At 59.9% G+C, this 20,650-nt stretch carries 18 protein-coding genes; 14 read left to right on the top strand and 4 right to left on the bottom strand.

The genetic code is table 11. The features are described 5' to 3' along the window. Window positions 1-105 precede the first annotated feature (105 nt). The 5 genes from AB4O01_RS11585 to fabF all read left to right on the top strand — a co-directional run bounded on the left by AB4O01_RS11585 (window position 106) and on the right by fabF (window position 5,978). Complete coding sequence (locus AB4O01_RS11585; protein WP_460092252.1) at window positions 106-1,134, top strand: MraY family glycosyltransferase; 1,029 nt, start codon at window positions 106-108, stop codon at window positions 1,132-1,134. Between the two features lie 87 nt (window positions 1,135-1,221). Beyond that, a complete protein-coding gene (locus AB4O01_RS11580; protein ID WP_093435241.1) occupies window positions 1,222-3,216 on the top strand; it encodes a polysaccharide biosynthesis protein in 1,995 nt (664 codons plus the stop codon). A 110-nt stretch (window positions 3,217-3,326) separates the two neighbouring features. Next, window positions 3,327-3,662 carry a ComEA family DNA-binding protein gene (locus AB4O01_RS11575; protein ID WP_460091817.1) on the top strand — a complete coding sequence of 112 codons (336 nt, stop codon included), beginning with the start codon at window positions 3,327-3,329 and terminating at the stop codon, window positions 3,660-3,662. A 215-nt stretch (window positions 3,663-3,877) separates the two neighbouring features. Then, window positions 3,878-4,681 (top strand): SDR family NAD(P)-dependent oxidoreductase, encoded by an 804-nt coding sequence (locus tag AB4O01_RS11570; protein WP_460091814.1) that lies wholly within the window; start codon window positions 3,878-3,880, stop codon window positions 4,679-4,681. Between the two features lie 22 nt (window positions 4,682-4,703). Further along, window positions 4,704-5,978: a beta-ketoacyl-ACP synthase II gene (gene fabF / locus AB4O01_RS11565; protein WP_186620569.1), complete on the top strand. Its 1,275-nt coding sequence runs from the start codon at window positions 4,704-4,706 to the stop codon at window positions 5,976-5,978. Here the strand turns inward: fabF and AB4O01_RS11560 are convergent. The 3 genes from AB4O01_RS11560 to eat form a co-directional block, all read right to left on the bottom strand. Continuing rightward, entirely contained in the window at window positions 5,975-6,529 is a 555-nt protein-coding gene (locus AB4O01_RS11560; RefSeq protein ID WP_186620571.1) for a TetR/AcrR family transcriptional regulator, read from the bottom strand. The genes fabF and AB4O01_RS11560 overlap by 4 nt on opposite strands. A gap of 137 nt (window positions 6,530-6,666) precedes the next feature. Then, entirely contained in the window at window positions 6,667-6,834 is a 168-nt protein-coding gene (locus tag AB4O01_RS11555; protein ID WP_007908505.1) for a DUF2897 family protein, read from the bottom strand. Between the two features lie 129 nt (window positions 6,835-6,963). Next, complete coding sequence (eat, locus tag AB4O01_RS11550; RefSeq protein ID WP_460091811.1) at window positions 6,964-8,328, bottom strand: ethanolamine permease; 1,365 nt, start codon at window positions 8,326-8,328, stop codon at window positions 6,964-6,966. Window positions 8,329-8,725: 397 nt separating this feature from the next. Here eat and kdpF point away from each other — a divergent pair, with 397 nt between their 5' ends. From kdpF to AB4O01_RS11520, 6 genes are all read left to right on the top strand, one after another. Beyond that, complete coding sequence (kdpF, locus tag AB4O01_RS11545; RefSeq protein ID WP_007899818.1) at window positions 8,726-8,815, top strand: K(+)-transporting ATPase subunit F; 90 nt, start codon at window positions 8,726-8,728, stop codon at window positions 8,813-8,815. A gap of 8 nt (window positions 8,816-8,823) precedes the next feature. Beyond that, entirely contained in the window at window positions 8,824-10,518 is a 1,695-nt protein-coding gene (gene kdpA, locus AB4O01_RS11540) for a potassium-transporting ATPase subunit KdpA (protein WP_093435224.1), read from the top strand. A gap of 10 nt (window positions 10,519-10,528) precedes the next feature. Then, window positions 10,529-12,586 carry a potassium-transporting ATPase subunit KdpB gene (gene kdpB, locus AB4O01_RS11535; protein ID WP_093435221.1) on the top strand — a complete coding sequence of 686 codons (2,058 nt, stop codon included), beginning with the start codon at window positions 10,529-10,531 and terminating at the stop codon, window positions 12,584-12,586. Between the two features lie 454 nt (window positions 12,587-13,040). Further along, the gene (kdpC, locus tag AB4O01_RS11530; protein WP_460091808.1) at window positions 13,041-13,586 is read left to right on the top strand and encodes a potassium-transporting ATPase subunit KdpC; all 546 of its coding nucleotides are present in this window, start codon (window positions 13,041-13,043) and stop codon (window positions 13,584-13,586) included. Between the two features lie 130 nt (window positions 13,587-13,716). Continuing rightward, the gene (locus AB4O01_RS11525; protein WP_460091806.1) at window positions 13,717-16,368 is read left to right on the top strand and encodes a DUF4118 domain-containing protein; all 2,652 of its coding nucleotides are present in this window, start codon (window positions 13,717-13,719) and stop codon (window positions 16,366-16,368) included. Window positions 16,369-16,416: 48 nt separating this feature from the next. Then, window positions 16,417-17,115, top strand: coding sequence for a response regulator (locus AB4O01_RS11520; RefSeq protein WP_093435212.1), 699 nt, complete (start codon window positions 16,417-16,419; stop codon window positions 17,113-17,115). 123 nt (window positions 17,116-17,238) lie between these two features. Here AB4O01_RS11520 and AB4O01_RS11515 read toward each other — a convergent pair whose 3' ends face one another. Further along, the gene (locus AB4O01_RS11515) at window positions 17,239-18,279 is read right to left on the bottom strand and encodes a patatin-like phospholipase family protein (RefSeq protein ID WP_093435209.1); all 1,041 of its coding nucleotides are present in this window, start codon (window positions 18,277-18,279) and stop codon (window positions 17,239-17,241) included. 215 nt (window positions 18,280-18,494) lie between these two features. Between AB4O01_RS11515 and AB4O01_RS11510 the strand changes: the two genes are divergently transcribed. The 3 genes from AB4O01_RS11510 (at window position 18,495) to AB4O01_RS11500 (ending at window position 20,650) form a co-directional block, all read left to right on the top strand. Further along, window positions 18,495-18,773 carry a hypothetical protein gene (locus AB4O01_RS11510; protein ID WP_064120270.1) on the top strand — a complete coding sequence of 93 codons (279 nt, stop codon included), beginning with the start codon at window positions 18,495-18,497 and terminating at the stop codon, window positions 18,771-18,773. Window positions 18,774-18,852: 79 nt separating this feature from the next. Then, a complete protein-coding gene (locus tag AB4O01_RS11505) occupies window positions 18,853-19,617 on the top strand; it encodes a CHAD domain-containing protein (protein WP_095048528.1) in 765 nt (254 codons plus the stop codon). A 238-nt stretch (window positions 19,618-19,855) separates the two neighbouring features. Next, complete coding sequence (locus AB4O01_RS11500; RefSeq protein ID WP_460091804.1) at window positions 19,856-20,650, top strand: acyl-CoA thioesterase; 795 nt, start codon at window positions 19,856-19,858, stop codon at window positions 20,648-20,650.

Here is a 20,650-nt window from a genome sequence, read left to right as displayed (position 1 = left end):
GATAGCGGCGACGCGTCGGAAGAAATTTTTATTGCCTCACCATCAGACTTGGACGGTGGGTCGGTAGTGCGTTTGACCGCTTTTTACTTCGGAGTGATGTACTTAATGATTTTCTGGTGGCTCATGCCCGCAATCTGCGTTCTTTCGTTCGCAATGACCGCAGGCCTTCGCCGATATGCGCTGGCACGCAGCATGCTCGACGTACCCAATGATCGCAGCTCACACACTATGCCTACACCACGGGGTGGTGGCGTTTCGATCGTACTGACGTTTTTAGGTGCTTTGTTGGCGCTTTGGTCAACGGGCGTAATCGGTGTTGATTTTTTTCTCGGCGCTGCCGTTGCGGGCGGGTTGGTGGCTCTGATCGGGTTCATGGATGACCATGGTCATATTGCCGCTCGCTGGCGTCTGCTCGGGCATTTTGGTGCGGCCGTCTGGGTACTGGTCTGGACCGGAGGGCTAGCGCCTGTCACCTTGTTTGGATCGAGCTTTGATCTGGGATGGATTGGGCACATTTTCGCGCTGTTCTATCTGGTATGGATGTTGAATCTGTACAACTTCATGGACGGAATCGACGGCCTGGCAAGTGTCGAGGCGATCAGTGTCTGCGGCTCGGTCTGTCTTCTTTACTGGTTGAGCGGTCAGCAAAGCCTTGTCTGGGCTCCTTTGCTGCTGAGCATGGCAGTCCTGGGATTTCTACTGTGGAATTTTCCCCCGGCGAAAATCTTCATGGGGGATGCGGGAAGCGGGTTTCTCGGCGTGATCCTGGGTGTACTGTCGTTGCAGGCGACGGCAATAAATCCGGATTTCCTTTGGGGCTGGCTTATCTTGCTAGGCGTGTTCATCGTTGACGCCACGTTCACTTTACTTCGCCGGTTGTTGCGGGGCGACAAGGTGTACGAAGCCCATAGAAGTCATGCTTATCAGTATGCGTCGCGTCGATATGGGCGCCATTTGCCGGTGACGTCTGCGGTCGCTCTGATCAATGTGTTGTGGTTGCTGCCGATAGCACTTTGCGTAGTCGTCTGGGGGCTGGACGGAGGGGTGGGGCTGGTAATCGCGTATATTCCCTTATTGGTGCTGGCGGTAAAGTTCCATGCTGGAGAACTGGAGGTTAAAGGCTCAGGACGTTGATCGTCAGACAAGTTCTGTGTGGGTTGTAATTTTTACGTACAATGCAGGCGGATTAAGTGGGTTAACGCGCCGGGTCGGTTGAGGTTTATGGATAAATTACGCGCCTTTTTGCTGGGCTTGCCACGCAGGCAGAAACGACTGATTCAAGTAGCCACAGATGTTTTTCTGGTCTGGGGCGCGCTCTGGCTCGCCTTTATCGTCCGACTCGGCATCGACGATATGTATAACCCGCTGAGGGCGCATTTCTGGCTGTTTGTCAGCGCTCCAATTATCGCTATTCCTCTGTTTGTTCGTTTCGGCATGTACCGTGCCGTCATGCGCTACTTCGGCAACGATGCGCTGATTGCGATTGTCAAAGCTGTCAGTCTCTCTTCTCTGATCCTGGCGCTGGTGGTCTATTGGTACAGCAATCATGAAGCAGTTGTTCCGCGATCGATCATTTTCAACTATTGGTGGCTCAGTCTCGTCATTATCGGCGGCTTGCGCCTGTGCATGCGCCAGTACTTCATGGGCGACTGGTTCACGGCGGCTCAGCATGTGCCCTTCACCAACCGTGAAGACGGGCTGACCAAAGTCGCCATTTACGGCGCGGGTGTTGCTGGCAATCAGCTCGTCGCAGCGTTGCGAATGGGGCGAGTAATGCGCCCGGTCGCGTTCATTGATGATGACGCGAGTATCGCCGATCGTTCGATTTCCGGCCTGCAGGTTTACAAACCCCAACACATCCAGCAAATGATCGATGTGACCGGTGCGCAGGAGATTCTTCTGGCGCTGCCGTCATCAACCCGCGCGCGTCGCCGCGAGATTCTGAATCTGCTGGAAGGCTTCCCGCTCCATGTACGCAGTGTTCCGAACTTTACTGATCTGGCCAGCGGCCGTGTCAGGGTTGAAGACATTCAGGAAGTCGATATTGCCGATTTGCTGGGGCGCGATGCCGTGCCGGCGCAACCTGATCTGCTGGCGCATTGCATCAAAGGAAAGGTCGTCATGGTCACGGGGGCTGGCGGCTCCATCGGCTCGGAATTGTGTCGGCAGATTTTTGCCTTGGGCCCGACCACGCTGATTCTGTTCGAACACAGTGAATTCAATCTCTACAGTATTTTGTCCGAGCTGGAACAACGCGGCAGCCGCGAGTCGGTGCCAGTGCGGTTGTTGCCGATTCTGGGGTCCATTCGCCATCAGGAAAAGCTCCTGGATGTGATGAAAACCTGGCAGGTCGATACCGTTTATCACGCTGCGGCCTATAAACATGTGCCGATGGTCGAGCACAATATTGCCGAAGGTGTGCTCAATAACGTAATCGGAACACTCAACACTGCTCAGGCTGCCTTGCAGTCCGGCGTGTCCAATTTCGTCTTGATTTCGACGGACAAGGCGGTTCGCCCGACCAACATCATGGGCAGTACCAAACGCCTGGCCGAACTGACCCTTCAGGCGCTCAGCCGTGAGGTCGCCCCTGTGATGTTCGGTGACAAGGCCAATGTCTCACGCGTCAACAAAACCCGTTTCACCATGGTGCGGTTCGGCAATGTGCTGGGCTCGTCAGGCTCGGTCATTCCGTTGTTTCACAGCCAGATCAAGTCCGGTGGCCCGCTGACGGTCACCCATCCGAAAATCACGCGCTACTTCATGACCATCCCCGAAGCCGCGCAACTGGTTATTCAGGCCGGTTCGATGGGCCAGGGTGGCGATGTGTTTGTGCTGGACATGGGCGAGCCGGTGAAAATCGTCGAACTGGCAGAGAAGATGATCCACTTGTCCGGTTTGAGTATTCGTTCCGATCGCAATCCGCAGGGCGACATCTCCATCGAGTTCACGGGGTTGCGTCCAGGTGAAAAGCTCTATGAAGAGCTGTTGATCGGAGACAACGTTGCTGCAACACCACATCCGATGATCATGACGGCCAATGAGGATCATCTACCTTGGGAAGTGTTAAAGGTTAGGTTGGCCAGTTTGTTGGCGGCGGTTGATGAGGATGATTACTCGCGCGTTCGCCAGTTATTGCGCGAAACCGTCAGCGGCTACACCCCCGATGGCGAGATCGTCGACTGGATCTACCAGCAGCGTCGTCTCGAACCCTGATTGTTTCACATTCTGTAACGCACGCATTTTTGACATCCCTCCACCATGACCTACGTTTGAAGAGCAGCTTCGGAAAAGCTGCTTTCTCAAACGATGATGGAGCGTCACTAATGCGTACCGGTTACTTCTATTCTCTGATTTTTGCTTTCCTCACCAGCGCCTCGATCGCCGCTATTGCCGCACCTGTTGCGCCAGCGGAGTCACCCAAGGCACCGTTGGTGATGGAGACAACTGCACCTTCCCAAAGCGCAAAAGTCGACCTCAACGATGCCGATGCGGCAACGCTGCAAAAGGAACTGGCGGGAGTCGGTGAGGCCAAGGCGAAAGCGATTGTTACGTATCGTGAAACAAACGGGCCGTTCTCCTCGGTGGATGAGTTGCTGGAAGTGAAGGGAATTGGCAAGGCGATTCTGGATCGCAATCGCGACAAGCTGGAAGTCAACTAAGCTGAGTGTTCAAAGCCAAGAGGCCGGTCATTGACCGGCCTTTTTTACTTGCGCAGTGCATGGCCGCTGGTAGCGGTGGAGAGGGCAACCGTCGGACGATTTAAAATTACGGCTATCATATTGCGTTTGGATTATGCCTATAATAATTCGCCGATTCGTCGAGCCAGCAGGTTTCATCGGCAACTCCCGTCATCAAGCATTCCAGGAGCATTCTCATGAATTCCGCACAATCTCAAGGTACTGCTCTGGTTACCGGCGCATCGTCCGGAATCGGTGCGATTTACGCTCAGCGCCTGGCGGCGCGTGGTTTTGATTTGCTGCTGGTTGCCCGTGACAAGGATCGTCTGGAAAGTGCTGCTAGCCAGTTGCGTGATGCCCATGGCGTTCAGGTCGAAGTGCTGAAAGCTGACCTGACGCAAAAGGACGATGTGCTCAAACTCGAACAACGCCTGCGCAGCGATTCCAGCATCAGTTTACTGGTGAATAACGCCGGTGTGGCGTCGGACGGTTTGCTGGCTAACGCCGATATGGACCAGTTGGAGCGGTTGATCCAGCTGAACATCACCGCCGTCACCCGCCTGGCATCGGCGGCTGCTGCCAGTTTCGCCAAGGCCGGGCGTGGCACGATCATCAATATCGCCTCGGTGGTGGCATTGTTTCCGGAACGCTTCAACGCCACCTACAGCGCCAGTAAAGCCTATGTACTGAGTCTTACCCAGTCGCTGAACACTGAACTCGAAGGCACCGGCGTGCAGATCCAGGCCGTGCTGCCGGGTGTGACCCGCACCGAAATCTGGGAGCGTTCCGGTATCGATGCCAGTGGCATTCCGGCAGAAATGGTCATGGAGGCGGGCGAGATGGTTGATGCGGCGCTGGCCGGTCTGGATCAGGGCGAGTTGATCACCATTCCTTCACTGCCTGACGCAGGCGAATGGCACGCCTTTGTTGCGGCTCGCCATGTCATGGCGCCGAACCTTTCCCGCAGTGCTGCAGCGCAACGCTACAAGTCCGGCAATTGAATTGATCAGAGGTCACCACAGTATGGATTCGCGTCGAATAGTCGTCACGGGCATGGGCCTGGTTTCACCCTTGGGCAGCGATCTCGAAGTCGTATGGCAGCGTTTGCTGGCCGGTCGCTCTGGTTTGCGTAACTTGCCTGAGGCAACGGTCGCTGATTTACCCACGCGAGTCGGCGGTGCGGTGCCGACGCTGGAAGAGGACGCTGAAGCAGGTTTCGATCCGGATCGCGCCACGCCGCCCAAAGAGCAGAAGAAGATGGATCGCTTCATTCTGTTCGCCATGGAGGCTGCCCGACAGGCGCTGGAGCAGGCCGACTGGCATCCTTCAGAAAACAAAAGCCAGGAGCGTAGCGCAACGATCATCGGTTCCGGTGTCGGCGGTTTTGGCGCGATTGCCGACGCCGTGCGCACCACCGACAGTCGCGGTCCTCGGCGTTTGTCACCGTTTACCATTCCGTCGTTTCTGGTCAATCTCGCGGCAGGTCACGTATCCATTCAACACGGCCTGAAGGGGCCTTTGGGGGCGCCGGTGACGGCGTGCGCTGCGGGTGTTCAAGCGATTGGCGACGCGGCACGATTGATCCGCGCCGGCGAAGCGGATATTGCCGTGTGTGGCGGTGCGGAAGCCTGCATCGACCGCGTCAGTCTGGCCGGTTTCGCGGCAGCGCGGGCACTGTCGAGCGGTTACAACGACACCCCGCAGCGCGCCTCGCGGCCGTTCGACAGCGGGCGCGACGGTTTCGTCATGGGCGAGGGCGCGGGGTTGTTGGTGATCGAATCCCTCGAGCATGCGCTGGCGCGTGGCGCGACGCCGCTGGCGGAGCTGGTCGGCTATGGCACCAGCGCCGACGCCTATCACCTGACGGCCGGGCCTGAAGATGGCAGCGGGGCGCGGCGGGCGATGACGCTGGCACTGGCGCAGGCGGGTATCGAGCCGGATCAGGTGCAGCATCTCAATGCGCATGCGACCTCGACGCCAGTGGGCGATCTGGGTGAGTTGGCCGCGATCAAGGCGTTGTTCGGTACCGAGAATAAAATCGCCGTGACCTCGACCAAGTCAGCCACCGGTCATTTGCTCGGCGCTGCCGGTGGGCTTGAAGCCATTTTCACACTGTTGGCGATTCGTGATCAGGTGGTGCCGCCGACTTTGAATTTCGACAATCCCGATCCGGCGAGCGCAGGTGTAGACATTGTTCATGGCCAGGCTCGGCCAATGTCTATCGAATATGCACTGTCCAATGGTTTCGGGTTTGGCGGGGTCAATGCCAGCGTATTGTTCAAGCGCTGGCAGGCTTAGTCCCGGTTCTTGAGGTGATCGCGGGTGATATCGAGGATGCGTTGCGCAAACCCGGCATCCGCGACACTGCGCGACAGCAGCAGTGCACCGACCAGGGTCGACATGATGACGATGGCGCGGTCAGCGCTGTTCTCGCCTTCGAGGCTGTTCTCGATCTGCTCCAGTCGTGCGTTGAGTACCACGTCGCTGGTAGGACTCGGTTGTCCGCGCAGCCCTAACTCGGAAGAAATGGTCAGCAATGGGCAGCCTTCGTGTGGTGATGTCTGGTGCCATTCGGACAGATACGTCTCGATGAACACATCAAGCGCGTTGTCCTGGGCAAAAATCTCGGCACATAACCCATCCACCTGGTTGCCGGCCTCCTGCAAGGCCTTCTCAACCAACTCGTCCTTGGATTTGAAATGCGAATAGAAACCGCCATGGGTCAGCCCCAGCGCTTTCATCAAGGGTTGCAGACCTGTAGCGCCGATTCCGTCCTTGCGAAAACGTGCCGAAGCCTCCTTGATGATGCGCTGATGGGTTTGGGCTTTATGGTCCTGCGAATAACGCATCTGGAACTCTCCGCAACAATGTCCCCATCTTAACCAAGGAAAATTAGATGGTGACTGTACTTCTACTTCTTAAAAGCATGCGGATAGGTCAAATGGCTATAAAAAGCACAAACCCCGCCGATCAGGCAGGGTTGTGTTCAACGGTCTTGCGCGTCTTTGGCGTCCGCTTCGGCATTGCGTTGGGCAACGCGTCGGCGTTCTTCATCGGTCAGATCGACCTTGTTGGCGGTATCGCGCAGCATCATTAATCCGCCGACGATCGAGCCGATTGCAACCACCAGAATCAACCAGGCATACCAGGGCATAACGGCTCTCCTTAAGGACAGGTCAACGGGCGAGGATTTCGCCGTGCGACGCTGCATACCACGTTTGAGCGAAGTGACTTCGCAGTGGTTCCATTCTAGGCCGCTTGCATCGGGTTCACCCGAAATCCCTCAATGACCTGTCAGCATCGCATCGGCCGGTGCGTTGGCACGCAGTTGTCCGGTCAGCAGGAAGTAGCCGAAACCGACCGCCATGAAGCCAAGGAAAATCAAGCCGATCAACGCATTGAACCACGCCATCGCCACCAGACACACCACCGCCAGCACCAATGCAATCATTGGAATCAACGGATAGCACGGCGCGCGGAAAGTACGTTCCAGATTCGGCTCCGATTTACGCAATTTGAACAGGCTGAGCATGCTCATGATGTACATCACGATGGCGCCGAATACGGCCATGGTGATCATCGCGGCGGTAAGGGTCATGCCACCGAGGTTGATCAGGCCGTCGCTGTAAATCGCGGCGATGCCGATGATGCCGCCGACAATAATGGCGCGGTGCGGTGTCTGGAAGCGCGAGAGTTTCGCCAGCGAAGCGGGAAGATAGCCGGCGCGGGCGAGGGCGAAGAACTGACGTGAGTAGCCGAGAATGATCCCGTGGAAACTGGCGACCAGACCGAACAGGCCGATCCACACCAGCATGTGCAGCCAGCCGGAGTTGTCGCCGACCACGGTTTTCATCGCTTGCGGTAGCGGGTCGTTGATGTTGGCCAGGGTGCGCCAGTCGCCGACGCCACCGGCAAAGAACATCACGCCCATTGCCAGCACTACCAAAGTCAAAATGCCGCTGATGTAGGCCTTGGGAATCGTGCGTTTCGGATCCTTGGCTTCTTCGGCAGCCATCGCTGCGCCTTCAATCGCCAGGAAAAACCAGATCGCAAACGGAATGGCCGCGAACATCCCGGCAATCGCTGGCGCACCGAACACATCCGAACCGGCCCAGCCATTCAGTGCGAAGTTGCTGAAGCTGAAGGCCGGCGCGACCACGCCCATGAACACCAGCAACTCTGCCACCGCCAGTACGCAGACCACCAGCTCGAAGGTCGCCGCCAGTTTCACCCCGAGAATGTTCAGCCCCATGAACACGATGTAAGCGCCGACCGCCGCATGCTTCGGATCGAGTGCCGGAAACTGCACATTCAGGTAGGCGCCAATCGCCAGCGCGATGGCCGGTGGAGCGAAGACGAATTCGATCAGCGTCGCCAGCCCGGCGATCAATCCGCCTTTTTCACCAAACGCTCGACGACTATAGGCAAACGGCCCGCCCGCATGAGGAATCGCGGTCGTCAGTTCGGTGAAACTGAAAATGAAGCAGGTGTACATGGTCGCGACCATGAACGAGGTCACCAGGAAGCCCAGTGTTCCGGCGACGCCCCAGCCGTAACTCCAGCCGAAATATTCTCCGGAAATCACCAGCCCCACAGCGATGCCCCACAGATGCAGCGTGCCGAGTGTGGGTTTGAGTTGTGTGTTCATGCGTTTGCTCCCTGAACGGTTTGGAAAGCTCGGGGAGGGCGTGTGCAGTGGGCGTGCCAGCGCGCTGAAACAAGTCGTAATGAGTTGAAAGCTGTCGTATCGGGGATGTTCGCGGTGGGATAGCTGCTTTTTGTGCGCCAGTTGGGTGCGATGGTGCTTGTTATGCCGTCTTCGCGAGCAAGTCGCTCCCACAGGGGAATGCATTTCAAATTGTGGGAGCGAGCCTGCTCGCGAAGAGGCCCGCCCATAAGGTGCAAAACCCACCTGTAACGCCGGCATAAATCCACTCTTTACGCTTTCTTTATGCCCAGCCAGACCCCTCGCTCTCGTTCCTTTACAGCCTCCTTTCCGACAATGCCTCCACACGCGGCAATACGCCGTAACACGGAGATCTTCCATGAGCGTTCTGGACGGGGTGTCACTGCTGTTGGCAGTGGGGCTGTTCATTTATCTGTTGGTTGCGCTATTGCGCGCGGATCGGAACTAGGAGCGGCTATGCACAGTTATGACTATTGGCTGATCCTCGCGTTTTTTGCGGTGGTCTTGCTGCCGGCGCCGTTCCTCGGGCGCTTCTACTACAAGGTAATGGAAGGTCAGCGGACTTGGCTGACGCCGGTTCTCGGTCCGGTCGAGCGCGGCTGTTATCGCGTCGCCGGGGTTGATCCTAACGCCGAGCAGAGCTGGCAGAAGTACACGCTGGCGCTGCTGGCCTTCAACCTTGCCGGTTTCCTCCTGCTGTTCGCGATTCTGTTGTTCCAGGATCACTTGCCGCTGAATCCACAAAATCTGCCGGGCATGGAATGGACGCAAGCGTTCAACACGGCCGTCAGTTTCATGACCAACACCAACTGGCAGTCCTACAGCGGTGAAGCGTCTCTGAGCTACCTGAGCCAGATGATCGGCCTCACCGTGCAGAACTTTGTCAGCGCCGCTACTGGCCTCGCCGTTCTGGTCGCACTGTGCCGTGGCATCGGCCGCAAATCGACGAAAACCCTCGGCAACTTCTGGGTCGACATGACCCGCGCCACCCTCTACGGTCTGCTGCCGCTGTGCCTGTTGCTGGCACTGTATCTGGTCTGGCAGGGCGTGCCGCAAACCTTCGCGCAGTATGTGAATGCGGTGACGATGCAGGGCGTTGATCAAGTGATCCCGCTCGGCCCGGCGGCCAGTCAGATTGCGATCAAGCAACTGGGCACCAACGGTGGCGGTTTCTTCGGCGTTAACTCGGCGCACCCGTTCGAGAACCCGAGCGCGTGGAGCAACCTGTTCGAAGTCTCGTCAATTATTCTGATCCCGGTGGCGCTGGTGTTCACTTTCGGCCACTACGTCAAAGACCTGCGTCAGAGCCGCGCGATCATCGCCTGCATGCTGGCGCTGTTCCTGATCGGCGGCGCGACCTCGCTGTGGGCCGAATATCAACCGAACCCGACCCTGAACAACGCTGCCGTCGAACAGACCGCGCCGCTGGAAGGTAAAGAAACGCGCTTCGGCACCACCGCTACCGTGCTGTGGTCGGTGACCACCACGGCCGCCTCGAACGGTTCGGTCAACGGCATGCACGACAGCCTCAACCCGCTCAGCGGCATGGTCGCGCTGGTCAACATGATGGTCGGCGAAGTGATCTTCGGCGGCGTCGGTGCCGGGCTCTACGGCATGTTGCTCAACGTGCTGATCGCGGTGTTCCTCGCCGGTCTGATGATCGGGCGTACGCCGGAATACCTCGGCAAGAAACTCCAGGCGCGCGAAGTGCAATTGCTGGTGGTGACCCTGCTGGTCATGCCGGTTGGCGTGCTGGTGCTCGGTGCGATTGCCGCAGCGGTTCCCAGTGCTGCGGCGACCATCAGTAACCCCGGCCCGCACGGTTTCAGTCAATTACTCTACGCCTACACCTCGGCGAGCGCCAACAACGGCTCGGCGTTCGGTGGCCTGGGTGCCAACACACCGTTCCACAACCTGATGCTGGGTCTGGGCATGCTGATCGGTCGCTTCGGCTACATCCTCCCGGTACTGGCTCTGGCCGGCAGCCTGGCGATGAAGAAAACCGCACCGATCGGCCAGAACAGCTTCCCGACCCACGGCCCGCTGTTCGTGACCCTGTTGACCGTGACCATTTTGCTGGTGGGCGGCCTGACCTTCTTGCCGACTCTGGCGCTCGGCCCGATTGCCGAACACCTGAGCATGGGCTTCTGAGGACTGAATGATGAATATGCCCGCAATCAAACCCGCTGCCGTCAAGGCGCCGGAACAAGCGAAAACCGCGATCTCGGCCCTGTGGCGGCCGGCGCTGGTGCAAGCTTTCGTCAAGCTCGACCCACGGCAACTGAAACGTTCGCCGGTGATGCTGGTGGTTGAGCTGACGGCGATTTTCACCACCGTGCTGTGCTTCATTCCTGACGCCGATGTACCGACTTTCGTGGCGGCGCAAATTGCCCTGTGGCTATGGTTCACCGTGCTGTTCGCCAACTTCGCTGAAGCTTTGGCCGAAGGTCGCGGCAAGGCCCGCGCCGACAGCCTCAAGGCGGGCAGCGAAGGCCTCAGCGCACGGCGCAAACTGGCCAACGGCAGCTTTCAGGTAGTGCCGGCGGCGAGTCTGCGCAAGGGTGATGTGGTGCGCGTCGAAGCAGGGGAAATGATCCCCGGTGATGGCGAAGTCATTGAAGGTATCGCGGCGGTCAACGAAGCGGCGATCACCGGTGAATCGGCGCCGGTGATTCGTGAGTCCGGCGGCGACCGCTCGGCCGTCACCGGCAACACGCGTCTGGTCTCCGACTGGTTGCTGGTGCAGATCACCGCCAATCCGGGCGAGTCGACCCTCGATCGCATGATCGCGCTGGTCGAAGGCGCCAAACGCCAGAAAACCCCGAACGAAGTGGCGCTGGATATCCTGCTGATCGGCCTGACCCTGATCTTCCTGCTGGTGGTCGTGACCCTGCAACCGTTCGCCCGTTTCGCCAACGGCAGCCTGCCGCTGGTGTTTCTGGTGGCGCTGCTGGTTACGCTGATCCCGACCACCATCGGTGGTTTGCTCTCGGCGATCGGTATCGCCGGGATGGATCGTCTGGTGCGCCTCAATGTGATCGCCAAGTCCGGTCGTGCGGTGGAAGCGGCGGGCGACGTGCATGTGTTGCTGCTCGACAAGACCGGCACCATCACCTTCGGTAACCGTCGTTGCAGTGCGGTGTATGCCGCGCCGGGTGTGAGTGGTCGCGAGCTGGCCGAAGGTGCGCTGTTCGCTTCTTTGGCTGACGAAACCGCTGAAGGTAAATCCATCGTCGAGTACCTGCGTGGTCTGCACCCGCAGCCTGAACCGGCGCTGGAAACCCTGACCGCTGTGCCTTTCAGCGCTGAAACCCGTTTGTCCGGGGTCGACTATCAGGGCCGTGTCTACCGCAAAGGTGCAGTGGATTCGCTGCTGAGTTTCCTCGGCCAAAAACGCTCGGATCTGGCTCCGGCCCTGTCGCGGGAAATCGACAAGATCGCCCAGAGCGGCGGCACGCCGTTGCTGGTCTGCGCTGACGGCAAACTGCTTGGCGCGATCCATCTCAAGGACGTGGTCAAACCGGGGATCCGCGAACGTTTCGCTGAACTGCGCAAACTGGGCATTCGTACCGTGATGGTCACTGGCGACAACCCGTTGACCGCTGCCGCCATCGCCGCTGAAGCAGGCGTTGATGACGTCCTCGCCGAAGCCACCCCGGAGAAGAAACTCGCGCGCATTCGTCACGAGCAGAACGATGGTCGTCTGGTTGCGATGTGCGGTGACGGTGCCAACGACGCGCCGGCGCTGGCTCAGGCGGACGTCGGCATGGCGATGAACGACGGCACCCAGGCTGCCCGCGAAGCGGCGAACATGGTCGACCTCGATAGCGACCCGACCAAGCTGCTCGACGTGGTGCAGATCGGCAAGGAATTGCTGGTGACGCGCGGTGCGCTGACGACGTTTTCCATCGCCAACGACGTGGCCAAATATTTCGCGATTCTGCCGGCGCTGTTCGCTTCGATCTATCCGCAACTGGGCGTGCTGAACATCATGCAACTGACCAGTCCGCAGAGCGCGATTCTCTCGGCCATCGTCTTCAACGCGTTGATCATCGTCGTGCTGATTCCGCTGGCACTGCGCGGTGTGCGCGTGCAGGCGGCGAGTGCGGCAGCGCTGCTGCGACGCAATCTGCTGATCTACGGACTGGGCGGGATTCTGGTGCCGTTCGTGGGGATCAAGGCGATCGACATGTTGCTCACGGCGCTGCATCTGGTGTGAGGCCGGAAAAAGCCCCTCACCCTAACCCTCTCCCAGAGGGAGAGGGGACTGACCGAGTGGCTCAACAGAGGTACATCGACCTGAAATACCGAGCCGAACTCAGGTTTTGAACTGCACAAAGATCGGCTCCCTTTCCCTTCGCGAACTTAAGGGAGAGGGACTGACCGAGGTGTTTACGAGAGCTGCACCGACTTGAAATACCGAGCCGAACTCAGGTTTTGAACTGCACAAAGATCGGCTCCCTTTCCCTTCGCGAACTTAAGGGAGAGGGACTGACCGAGGTGTTTACGAGAGCTGCACCGATCTGAAATACCGAGCCGAACGCAAGTTTTGAAAAGCATGGAAATCGGCTCCCTTTCCCCCTCGCCCCCTTGGGGGAGAGGGCTGGGGTGAGGGGGAAAAGATCTCCCTGACCCCCCGCAAAAGTTTGCCCAACGAATTCGAGGATCTTGAAATGTCCACAATGATACGTCCGGCCCTGAGCCTGCTGGTGCTGATGACCCTGGTCACCGGTGTCGCCTATCCACTGGTGGTGACCGGTGTTGCGCAAGTCGCATTCCCCGCCCAAGCCAATGGCAGCCTGGTGCGAGACGCCGACGGCAAGGTCCGCGGCTCGTCGCTGATCGCGCAGGATTTTGTCGGCGATGCGTGGTTTCATCCACGTCCCTCCGCCGGTGCGTTTGCGACCGTTTCCAGCAGCGCGAGCAACCTGGCCCCGAGCAATCCGGCACTGGCAACCCGCGTGATCGACGACGCCAACAAACTCCAGGTTCCCGGCCAAGGCCCAGTGCCATTGGCCCTGCTGACCACCTCCGGCAGTGGTCTCGATCCGCACTTGCCACCGGCGGCAATTGCCTATCAACTGGCGCGAGTTGCGGCAGCGCGAAACTTGTCGGTATCGACTCTTCAGCAACTGCTCGATGCGCACACCGAACAGCCGCTGGTGGGACCGCCAGTGGTGAATGTGCTGGCGCTGAACATGGCACTGGAAAAACTGTAGTTCTGTGATGTTGCCATTCGCGAGCAAGCTCGCTCCCACAGGAGGACGCGTTCCAAATGTGGGAGCGAGCTTGCTCGCGAAAGGGCCATAACGAACACCGAATCAACATCAGCAAGAGAGAACTCCCAGCATGAGCGACTCCGGCCGCGCCGACGCGCTGTTAGCAGACCTGCCCCGTGACGGCCGTGGCCGGCTCAAGGTTTTCCTCGGCGCCGCTCCCGGTGTCGGCAAGACCTACGCCATGCTCCAGGCCGCCCACACGCAATTGCGCCAAGGCGTGAAAGTCATCGCTGGCGTCGTCGAAACCCATGGTCGCGCCGAAACCGAAGCGCTGCTCGGCGGCTTGCCGCAGCAAGCGTTGGTGCGCTCGGAATACCGTGGCGTGATGCTCGAAGAAATGGACCTCGACGGCATTCTCGCGGCCAAACCGAAACTGGTGCTGGTCGATGAGCTGGCCCACAGCAACGCGCCCGGTAGTCGCCACACGAAACGCTGGCAAGACATTCAGGAACTGCTCGCCGCCGGCATCGACGTGTTCACCACGGTCAACGTCCAGCACCTGGAAAGTCTCAACGATCAGGTGCGCGGCATCACCGGTGTGCAAGTGCGCGAAACCCTGCCGGACTGGGTGCTGCAAGAAGCTTACGAACTGCTGCTGATCGACCTGCCGCCGCGCGAATTGCTCGAGCGCTTGCGTGAAGGCAAGGTCTACGTGCCGGAGCAGGCGCGTGCGGCGATCGATGCGTTTTTCACCCAGACCAACCTCACCGCATTGCGCGAACTGGCGATGCAAACCGCTGCCGCACAGGTCGATAACGATCTCGCCCAAGGCTATCGCCAACTCGGTCAGGCCGCGCCGGCAGTTCGCGGGCGCTTGCTGGTCGGCGTCGATGGTGATGCGCAGGCCGAACGCCTGGTGCGCCACGCCAGTCGCGTTGCCCAGCGCCGGCATTTACCGTGGAGTCTGGTGCATGTCGATAACGGCAGCATACGCGACGAGCAATCGCGCCTGCGCCTGCAAAGCGCTCAGCAACTGGCCGAGCGCCTGGGCGGTGAAGTGGTGTTGCTGCGCGCCGGTGAGGTGGCGAAAACCCTGATCCAGCACGCTGCCGAACGCCGTGCGAGCCTGGTGTTGGTCGGCCAGTCCCGGCCACATCTACGCCGGCGTCTGTTCGGCGGCGGACTCGCGGCGCGCCTGCTGCGTCAGGCTCACGGGCTGGAGATCAACGTCCTCGACAGCGATCAGCAACAGCATCAACCGCGCCCGCGCAACGCGCTGACCCTGGTGTGGTTCGACTATGCCTTGGCGCTGGTCGCCACCGTATTGGCCACCGCCCTGGCGTGGGCAGTGTCAAGCGTGCTGCCGCTGCCGAACATCTCGCTGGTGTTCCTTGCGGCGGTGCTGCTGGTGGCGGTGCGCAGCAGTCTCGGCCCGGCGCTGGCCTGTGCCGCGCTGTCGTTTCTGACCTACGACTTTCTGTTCATCCCGCCGAATTTTTCCTTCAGCATTCAGCGCGAAGAAGACGTGCTGACTTTGCTGTTCTTCCTGTTGATGGCAGCGCTCACTGGCAACCTCGCGGCGCGTCAGCGTCGGCAATTGCAGGCCCTGCGCGACACCCAGGAAGAGACCACTGAACTGCTCGACCTGTCGCGCAAACTCACCGCTGCGACCGATCGCCAAGCGGTGGTCAGCGCTGCCGCGCAACACCTCAATGGCTGGAGCGATCTGCAGTTATGCCTGCTCAACCGGGACGGGCAGGGCGGCTGGAAGGTCGAGACCGGCGGGCCGTTGGAGTTTACCGAGTCCGAACGCGCCGCCGCTGACTGGGCCTGGCAACACGATCAACCGGCAGGCATGGGCACTGGCACACTGCCGTTCGGACGCTGGTGGTGGTGGCCGCTGTCGGTCGAGGACGGGCCGCTGGCGCTGCTCGGGGTCTGTGCGAAAGAAGGCCAGACCTTGAGCGGCCAGCGTCGGCGTTTGCTGACCGCGTTGAGTCAGCCGCTCGCCCAAGCGTTGGCGCGCGCGCAGTTGGCTGATGACCTGGAAGCCGCACGCCTGCACGGTGAAACCGAACAACTGCGCAGTGCCTTGTTGGCCTCCGTATCCCACGATTTGCGCACGCCGCTGACGGCCATGCGCGGCAGCATCGACAGCCTGTTGGCCCTCGGCGAAGCGATCCCGCTGGAAGATCGTCGTGAACTGCTTGAAGGCACCCGCGATGAAGCCGAGCGCCTTGATCGCTACATCCAGAATCTGCTCGACATGACCCGCCTCGGCCACGGCGCGCTGAAGCTGGCGCGGGACTGGGTGTCGCCGGCCGATATCGTCGGCAGTTCGCTCAATCGCCTGCGCGCGGTGCTCGCGCCGTTGCAAGTCAGCACTGATGTGCCGGCCGAGTTACCGCTGTTGTTCGTGCATGCGGCGCTGATCGAGCAGGCGCTGGTCAACGTGCTGGAAAACGCCGCACGTTTTTCACCCGCTCACGGTCGCTTGCAACTTAGTGCGGGCGCGGATGACCAAGAGATTTTCTTCTCGGTCAGCGATGAAGGGCCGGGGATTCCGGAGGATGAGCGGGCGAAGATTTTCGACATGTTCTACACCGCTGCCCGGGGTGATCGTGGCGGCCAGGGCACGGGCCTCGGCCTGGCGATCTGTCAGGGCATGGTTGGCGCGCACGGCGGGCGCATCAGCGTCGCCGACGGCATCGAGGGACACGGCACCTGCATCACTTTGCACTTGCCGTTGCAGACGCAACCGGGGATGGACGATGAAGGCTGAAGCCGACTGCGCTACTCTCTTGCCAATTATTTGTGTTGATGTGAATTCATGAGCCAGACCACGACCATTTTGGTCATCGACGACGAACCGCAGATCCGTAAGTTCCTGCGCATCAGCCTTACCTCACAGGGCTATAAAGTGCTTGAGGCCGGCAACGGTGCCGAGGGTTTGGCGCAAGCGGCGCTGAACAAACCGGACCTGCTGGTGCTCGATTTAGGCCTGCCGGACATGGATGGCCAGCAAGTGCTGCGCGAGTTTCGCGAGTGGGCGACGGCGCCGGTGCTGGTGCTGTCGGTGCGCGCCAGCGAAGGGCAGAAAGTCCAGGCGCTGGATGGCGGTGCCAATGACTACGTGACCAAACCGTTTGGCATTCAGGAGTTTCTCGCGCGGGTTCGCGCCTTGTTGCGTCAGGCGCCGGCGGGGGAGGCGCAGCAGGCGGCGCTGAGCTTCGGCCCGCTGACCGTGGATCTGGCTTATCGGCGGGTGTTGCTCGACGGTGTCGAAGTGGCGCTGACCCGCAAGGAATACGCGGTGCTGGCGCAACTGGCACGGCATCCGGGGCGGGTGATTACCCAGCAACAATTGCTCAAGGATATCTGGGGGCCGACGCACACCGAGGACAGCCATTATCTGCGGATTGTGGTGGGGCATTTGCGCCAGAAACTGGCGGATGACCCGACGCGGCCGCGGTTTATCGTGACCGAGGCCGGGGTTGGCTATCGGCTGTTGAGTGAGAACAGCCTGTAGTTTTGTATTGGCCGATCTGGCGCTTTCGCGAGCAAGCTCGCTCCCACAGGGGCATGCATTCCAAATGTGGGAGCGAGCTTGCTCGCGAAGAGGTCCTCAAATTCAATGAAGAATTTTAGCCAGTCATCCCTGCTCACTGTCATACCGATCCAGCGTATCCCGGGCAATCTCGCGTCCCAATGCGATCAACTCCGGCGCCTTGTAAAACTCGAAAAACCGGCACACCCGCTTCGGTACATTGATCAGGATATCCGGCGGATATCCGGCGATCTTGTACTGCGCCAGCGAGGTCTGCATCACCTCGAAACTCTGGTTGATCAGATCCAGCAACGAGGCCGGCCCGACGTTATCGATGATGAATGAACCAGTCGCCGATTTCGGTGCGCCTTCACGCTCGGGCGCGGCTGCCGGTTGCTGGCTTTCCGGCTCGGCGCCGTCCAGCCAGGGATTGATGTCCGCCGCTTCGGCGCGCAGTGCTTCCTGTTCGAGCCGCAACAATTGCTCGGCCTGTGTACGGCGGAATGGCATCTTCGATCCCAACGAACTGATCAGGCTGTCGAAGCGTGAGCGAAAAGCGGCAGGGCGCTGGATCACCGGCAATTTGTAGTGACGCTGATTGGTCGAATTGAGATTGACCGCAATGATCAGATCGCAGTGACTCGACACCACGGGCACGATCGGCAAGGGGTTGAGAATGCCACCGTCGACCAGCATGCGATTGCCTTGCATCACCGGGGTGAACAGGCTGGGAATCGCCGCCGAGGCGCGCATCGCCTGATGCAGGCAGCCTTCCTGAAACCAGATCTCCTGCTGGTTGGTGAGGTCGGCGGCGACGGCGGTGTAGGGGATGCGCAAGTCTTCGATGTTGACCTCACCGACGATCTTGCGGATCTGCCCGAAGACCTTTTCGCCGCGAATCGCGCCAAGGCGAAAACTCACGTCGACCAAGCGCAGTACATCCAGATAGTCGAGACTTTCGATCCAGTTCTTGTAGACGTCGAGTTTGCCGGCGGCATAGATCCCACCGACCACGGCGCCCATCGAACACCCCGCAATGCAGGCGATTTCGTAACCGCGTTTCTCGATCTCTTCAATGACCCCGATATGGGCATAGCCCCGGGCGCCACCGGAGCCCAGTACCAGCGCGACACGTTTTTTTTTCATCCAGCGTCCTCCCGACAAGGTTCCACAATGCACCCATCGCCGGGCAGGCTCAATCGCCGAAGTCGTTGAGTGCGCCGGTGACGTCGTTTTTTCGCTACTGCATGGCCCTTCAGCGCTATCCTTCTCAGTTGCGCGGTTTCACCCGCCGGCAAGGCACTTTTTCGTAGCCCGGCCGTCTTACCTGCAAGACTGTTGACCTATTTGAGGTGTGAGTGATGAAAGCCTGGATCTGTGTGCCGTTGATGGCTCTGGCATTGGCCGGTTGCGCCGGTAAAACCGCTTACCGCGACAGCTGCGGCAGCCAGCTCGACGCGGCTTGGCATGAGCTGGATCTGGCCAAGGCCGAAGGCTTTGCCGGCACTGTCAGCTACTCCAAAGCGTTGTCGCTGCTGACCGCGGCGAAGACCCAGCAGCAATTCGAAGGGTTCGAAGGCTGCAGCAACAAAGCCGAGAAAGCGCGCTTCTACATTCGCGAATCCCGCGCTGGCCGCTAAGCTGCTGACGTGAAGCAAGGACGCTGCTTTGACTGAGCGGCAAAATGAACCTTGAAGCCATTTGAATCAGGAGCAAGTGATGTCTGCGTTGGTTGACCGGTTGGTGGCTCATGTCCTGAGTCTGGAAGTGCGCCTGCTGGCCTGTCAGGCACGGCTCACTGCACGGACCGACCCCGAGGCGCTACATGATCTGCGCACCACGGTGCGGCGCTTGCGCAGTCTGTTGCGGCCATTGCGCGGTCTGCCCGGTGTCGAACAACTGGAAGATGCCGCTTCGGCGGTCGGCCAATTGACCACGCCGTGGCGTGATCGCGAGGTGCTCGCGGCGTATCTGCTCCTGCATGATCAGCCTGAGGCCGCGCAACGGCGTATGGCGCAGATGGCCGAGGCTTATCCGGCGCTGGCGGCGAGCGCCGAGGTGGCTTCGCTGCTGATGATTCTCGACGCTTTCCCGCGATTTCTGCGTGCGTCTCAGCGTCAGGGCTTGCTCAAGGGCTTGGACAAACGCATCGAAAAACGCTTGGGCAAGCAATGGCAGAAACTCGACGAGGCGCTGCACGATCCCGCTCACGACCGTCATCGCCTGCGTTTGCTGATCAAACGCGTGCGCTACGGCATCGAAGCCTATCCCGAACTCGACCGCTTGCCCGAGGCGGCGCTGGCTCGCCTCAAGTCTGCCCAAGGCGCGCTGGGCGACTGGCACGATTGCTGGCAGTGGCTGGCGAAGGCTGAGCTTGAGGCGGATCTGCAGCCCTGTGTCGCCACTTGGCAGGCGACCATGATCAAAGCCGAAAGCAAGGCAGATCGCGTGCTGGAAAAACTCAGTTCAGCCTGTTTCAAATAATCCTGAAATCACCACATCCCCTTGTGGGAGCGAGCTTGCTCGCGAATGCATTCTGTCAGGCGGTACATTCTTGCCTGACACACCACTTTCGCGAGCAAGCTCGCTCCCACAGGGTGTTGTGTGTGTCGGTTAGCCCGGTAAGGCCTTTCTGTCAGCCCATTTGACCGGAATAGACGCTGCGGCGCTCTGCAGCTCTGGTTAAGATCCCTGCATTCCTTTCTTGTTTTCTGAGGTTGCCATGCGCTTTAGCGATCTGCTCGAGGCGGTCCGCCGCCAACCGGAACTGACGATCCCTGCCGAATGGGGCCAAGGCCGTGCCAGTTTCGGTGGTCTGGTGGCCGCGCTGCAATACGAAGCCATGCGCGCGAAAGTCCCGGCGGATCGCCCGGTGCGTTCGCTGGCGATCACCTTTGTCGGCCCTGTCGAACCTGAAGTCCCGGTGAGTTTCGAAGTCGATGTACTGCGCGAAGGCAAGGCCGTCAGCCAGGTCATGGGCCGGGCGCTGCAGAATGGTCAGGTGGTAACGATCGTTCAAGGCAGCTTCGGTGCGTCGCGGCCGTCGGAGGTGGCAGTCGAAGCCTATCCGGCGCCATCAATGAAGCACTGGGATGAATGCCAGGAGTTGCCTTACATCAAAGGCGTGACCCCAGAATTCATGCGCCATCTGGCGATGCGCTGGAGCGTCGGCGGCATGCCGTTCACTGGCACTCAATCGCGGCTGATGGGCGGCTGGGTGCGGTTACGCGGAGATGTCAAAGAAGAACCGGTCAATGAGGCGCATCTGCTGGCCCTGGTGGACGCGTGGCCGCCCGCGCTGTTGCCATATCTGAAGAAGCCGGCACCGGGTAGCACGCTGACCTGGACCATCGAATTCGTGCAGCCGCTGCACGATTTGAGCACGCTGGACTGGTGCCAATATCTGGCCGATATCGAATACGCCGCCGACGGCTACGGCCATGTCGCCGCCAAGCTGTGGAGCGCAGAAGGAGAGTTGATTGCCATGAGTCGCCAGACCGTTACGATTTTCGCCTGA

It is taken from the genome of Pseudomonas sp. S2_E02 (genome assembly GCF_054668355.1).
This window is presented reverse-complemented; position numbering and strand designations above follow the sequence as displayed.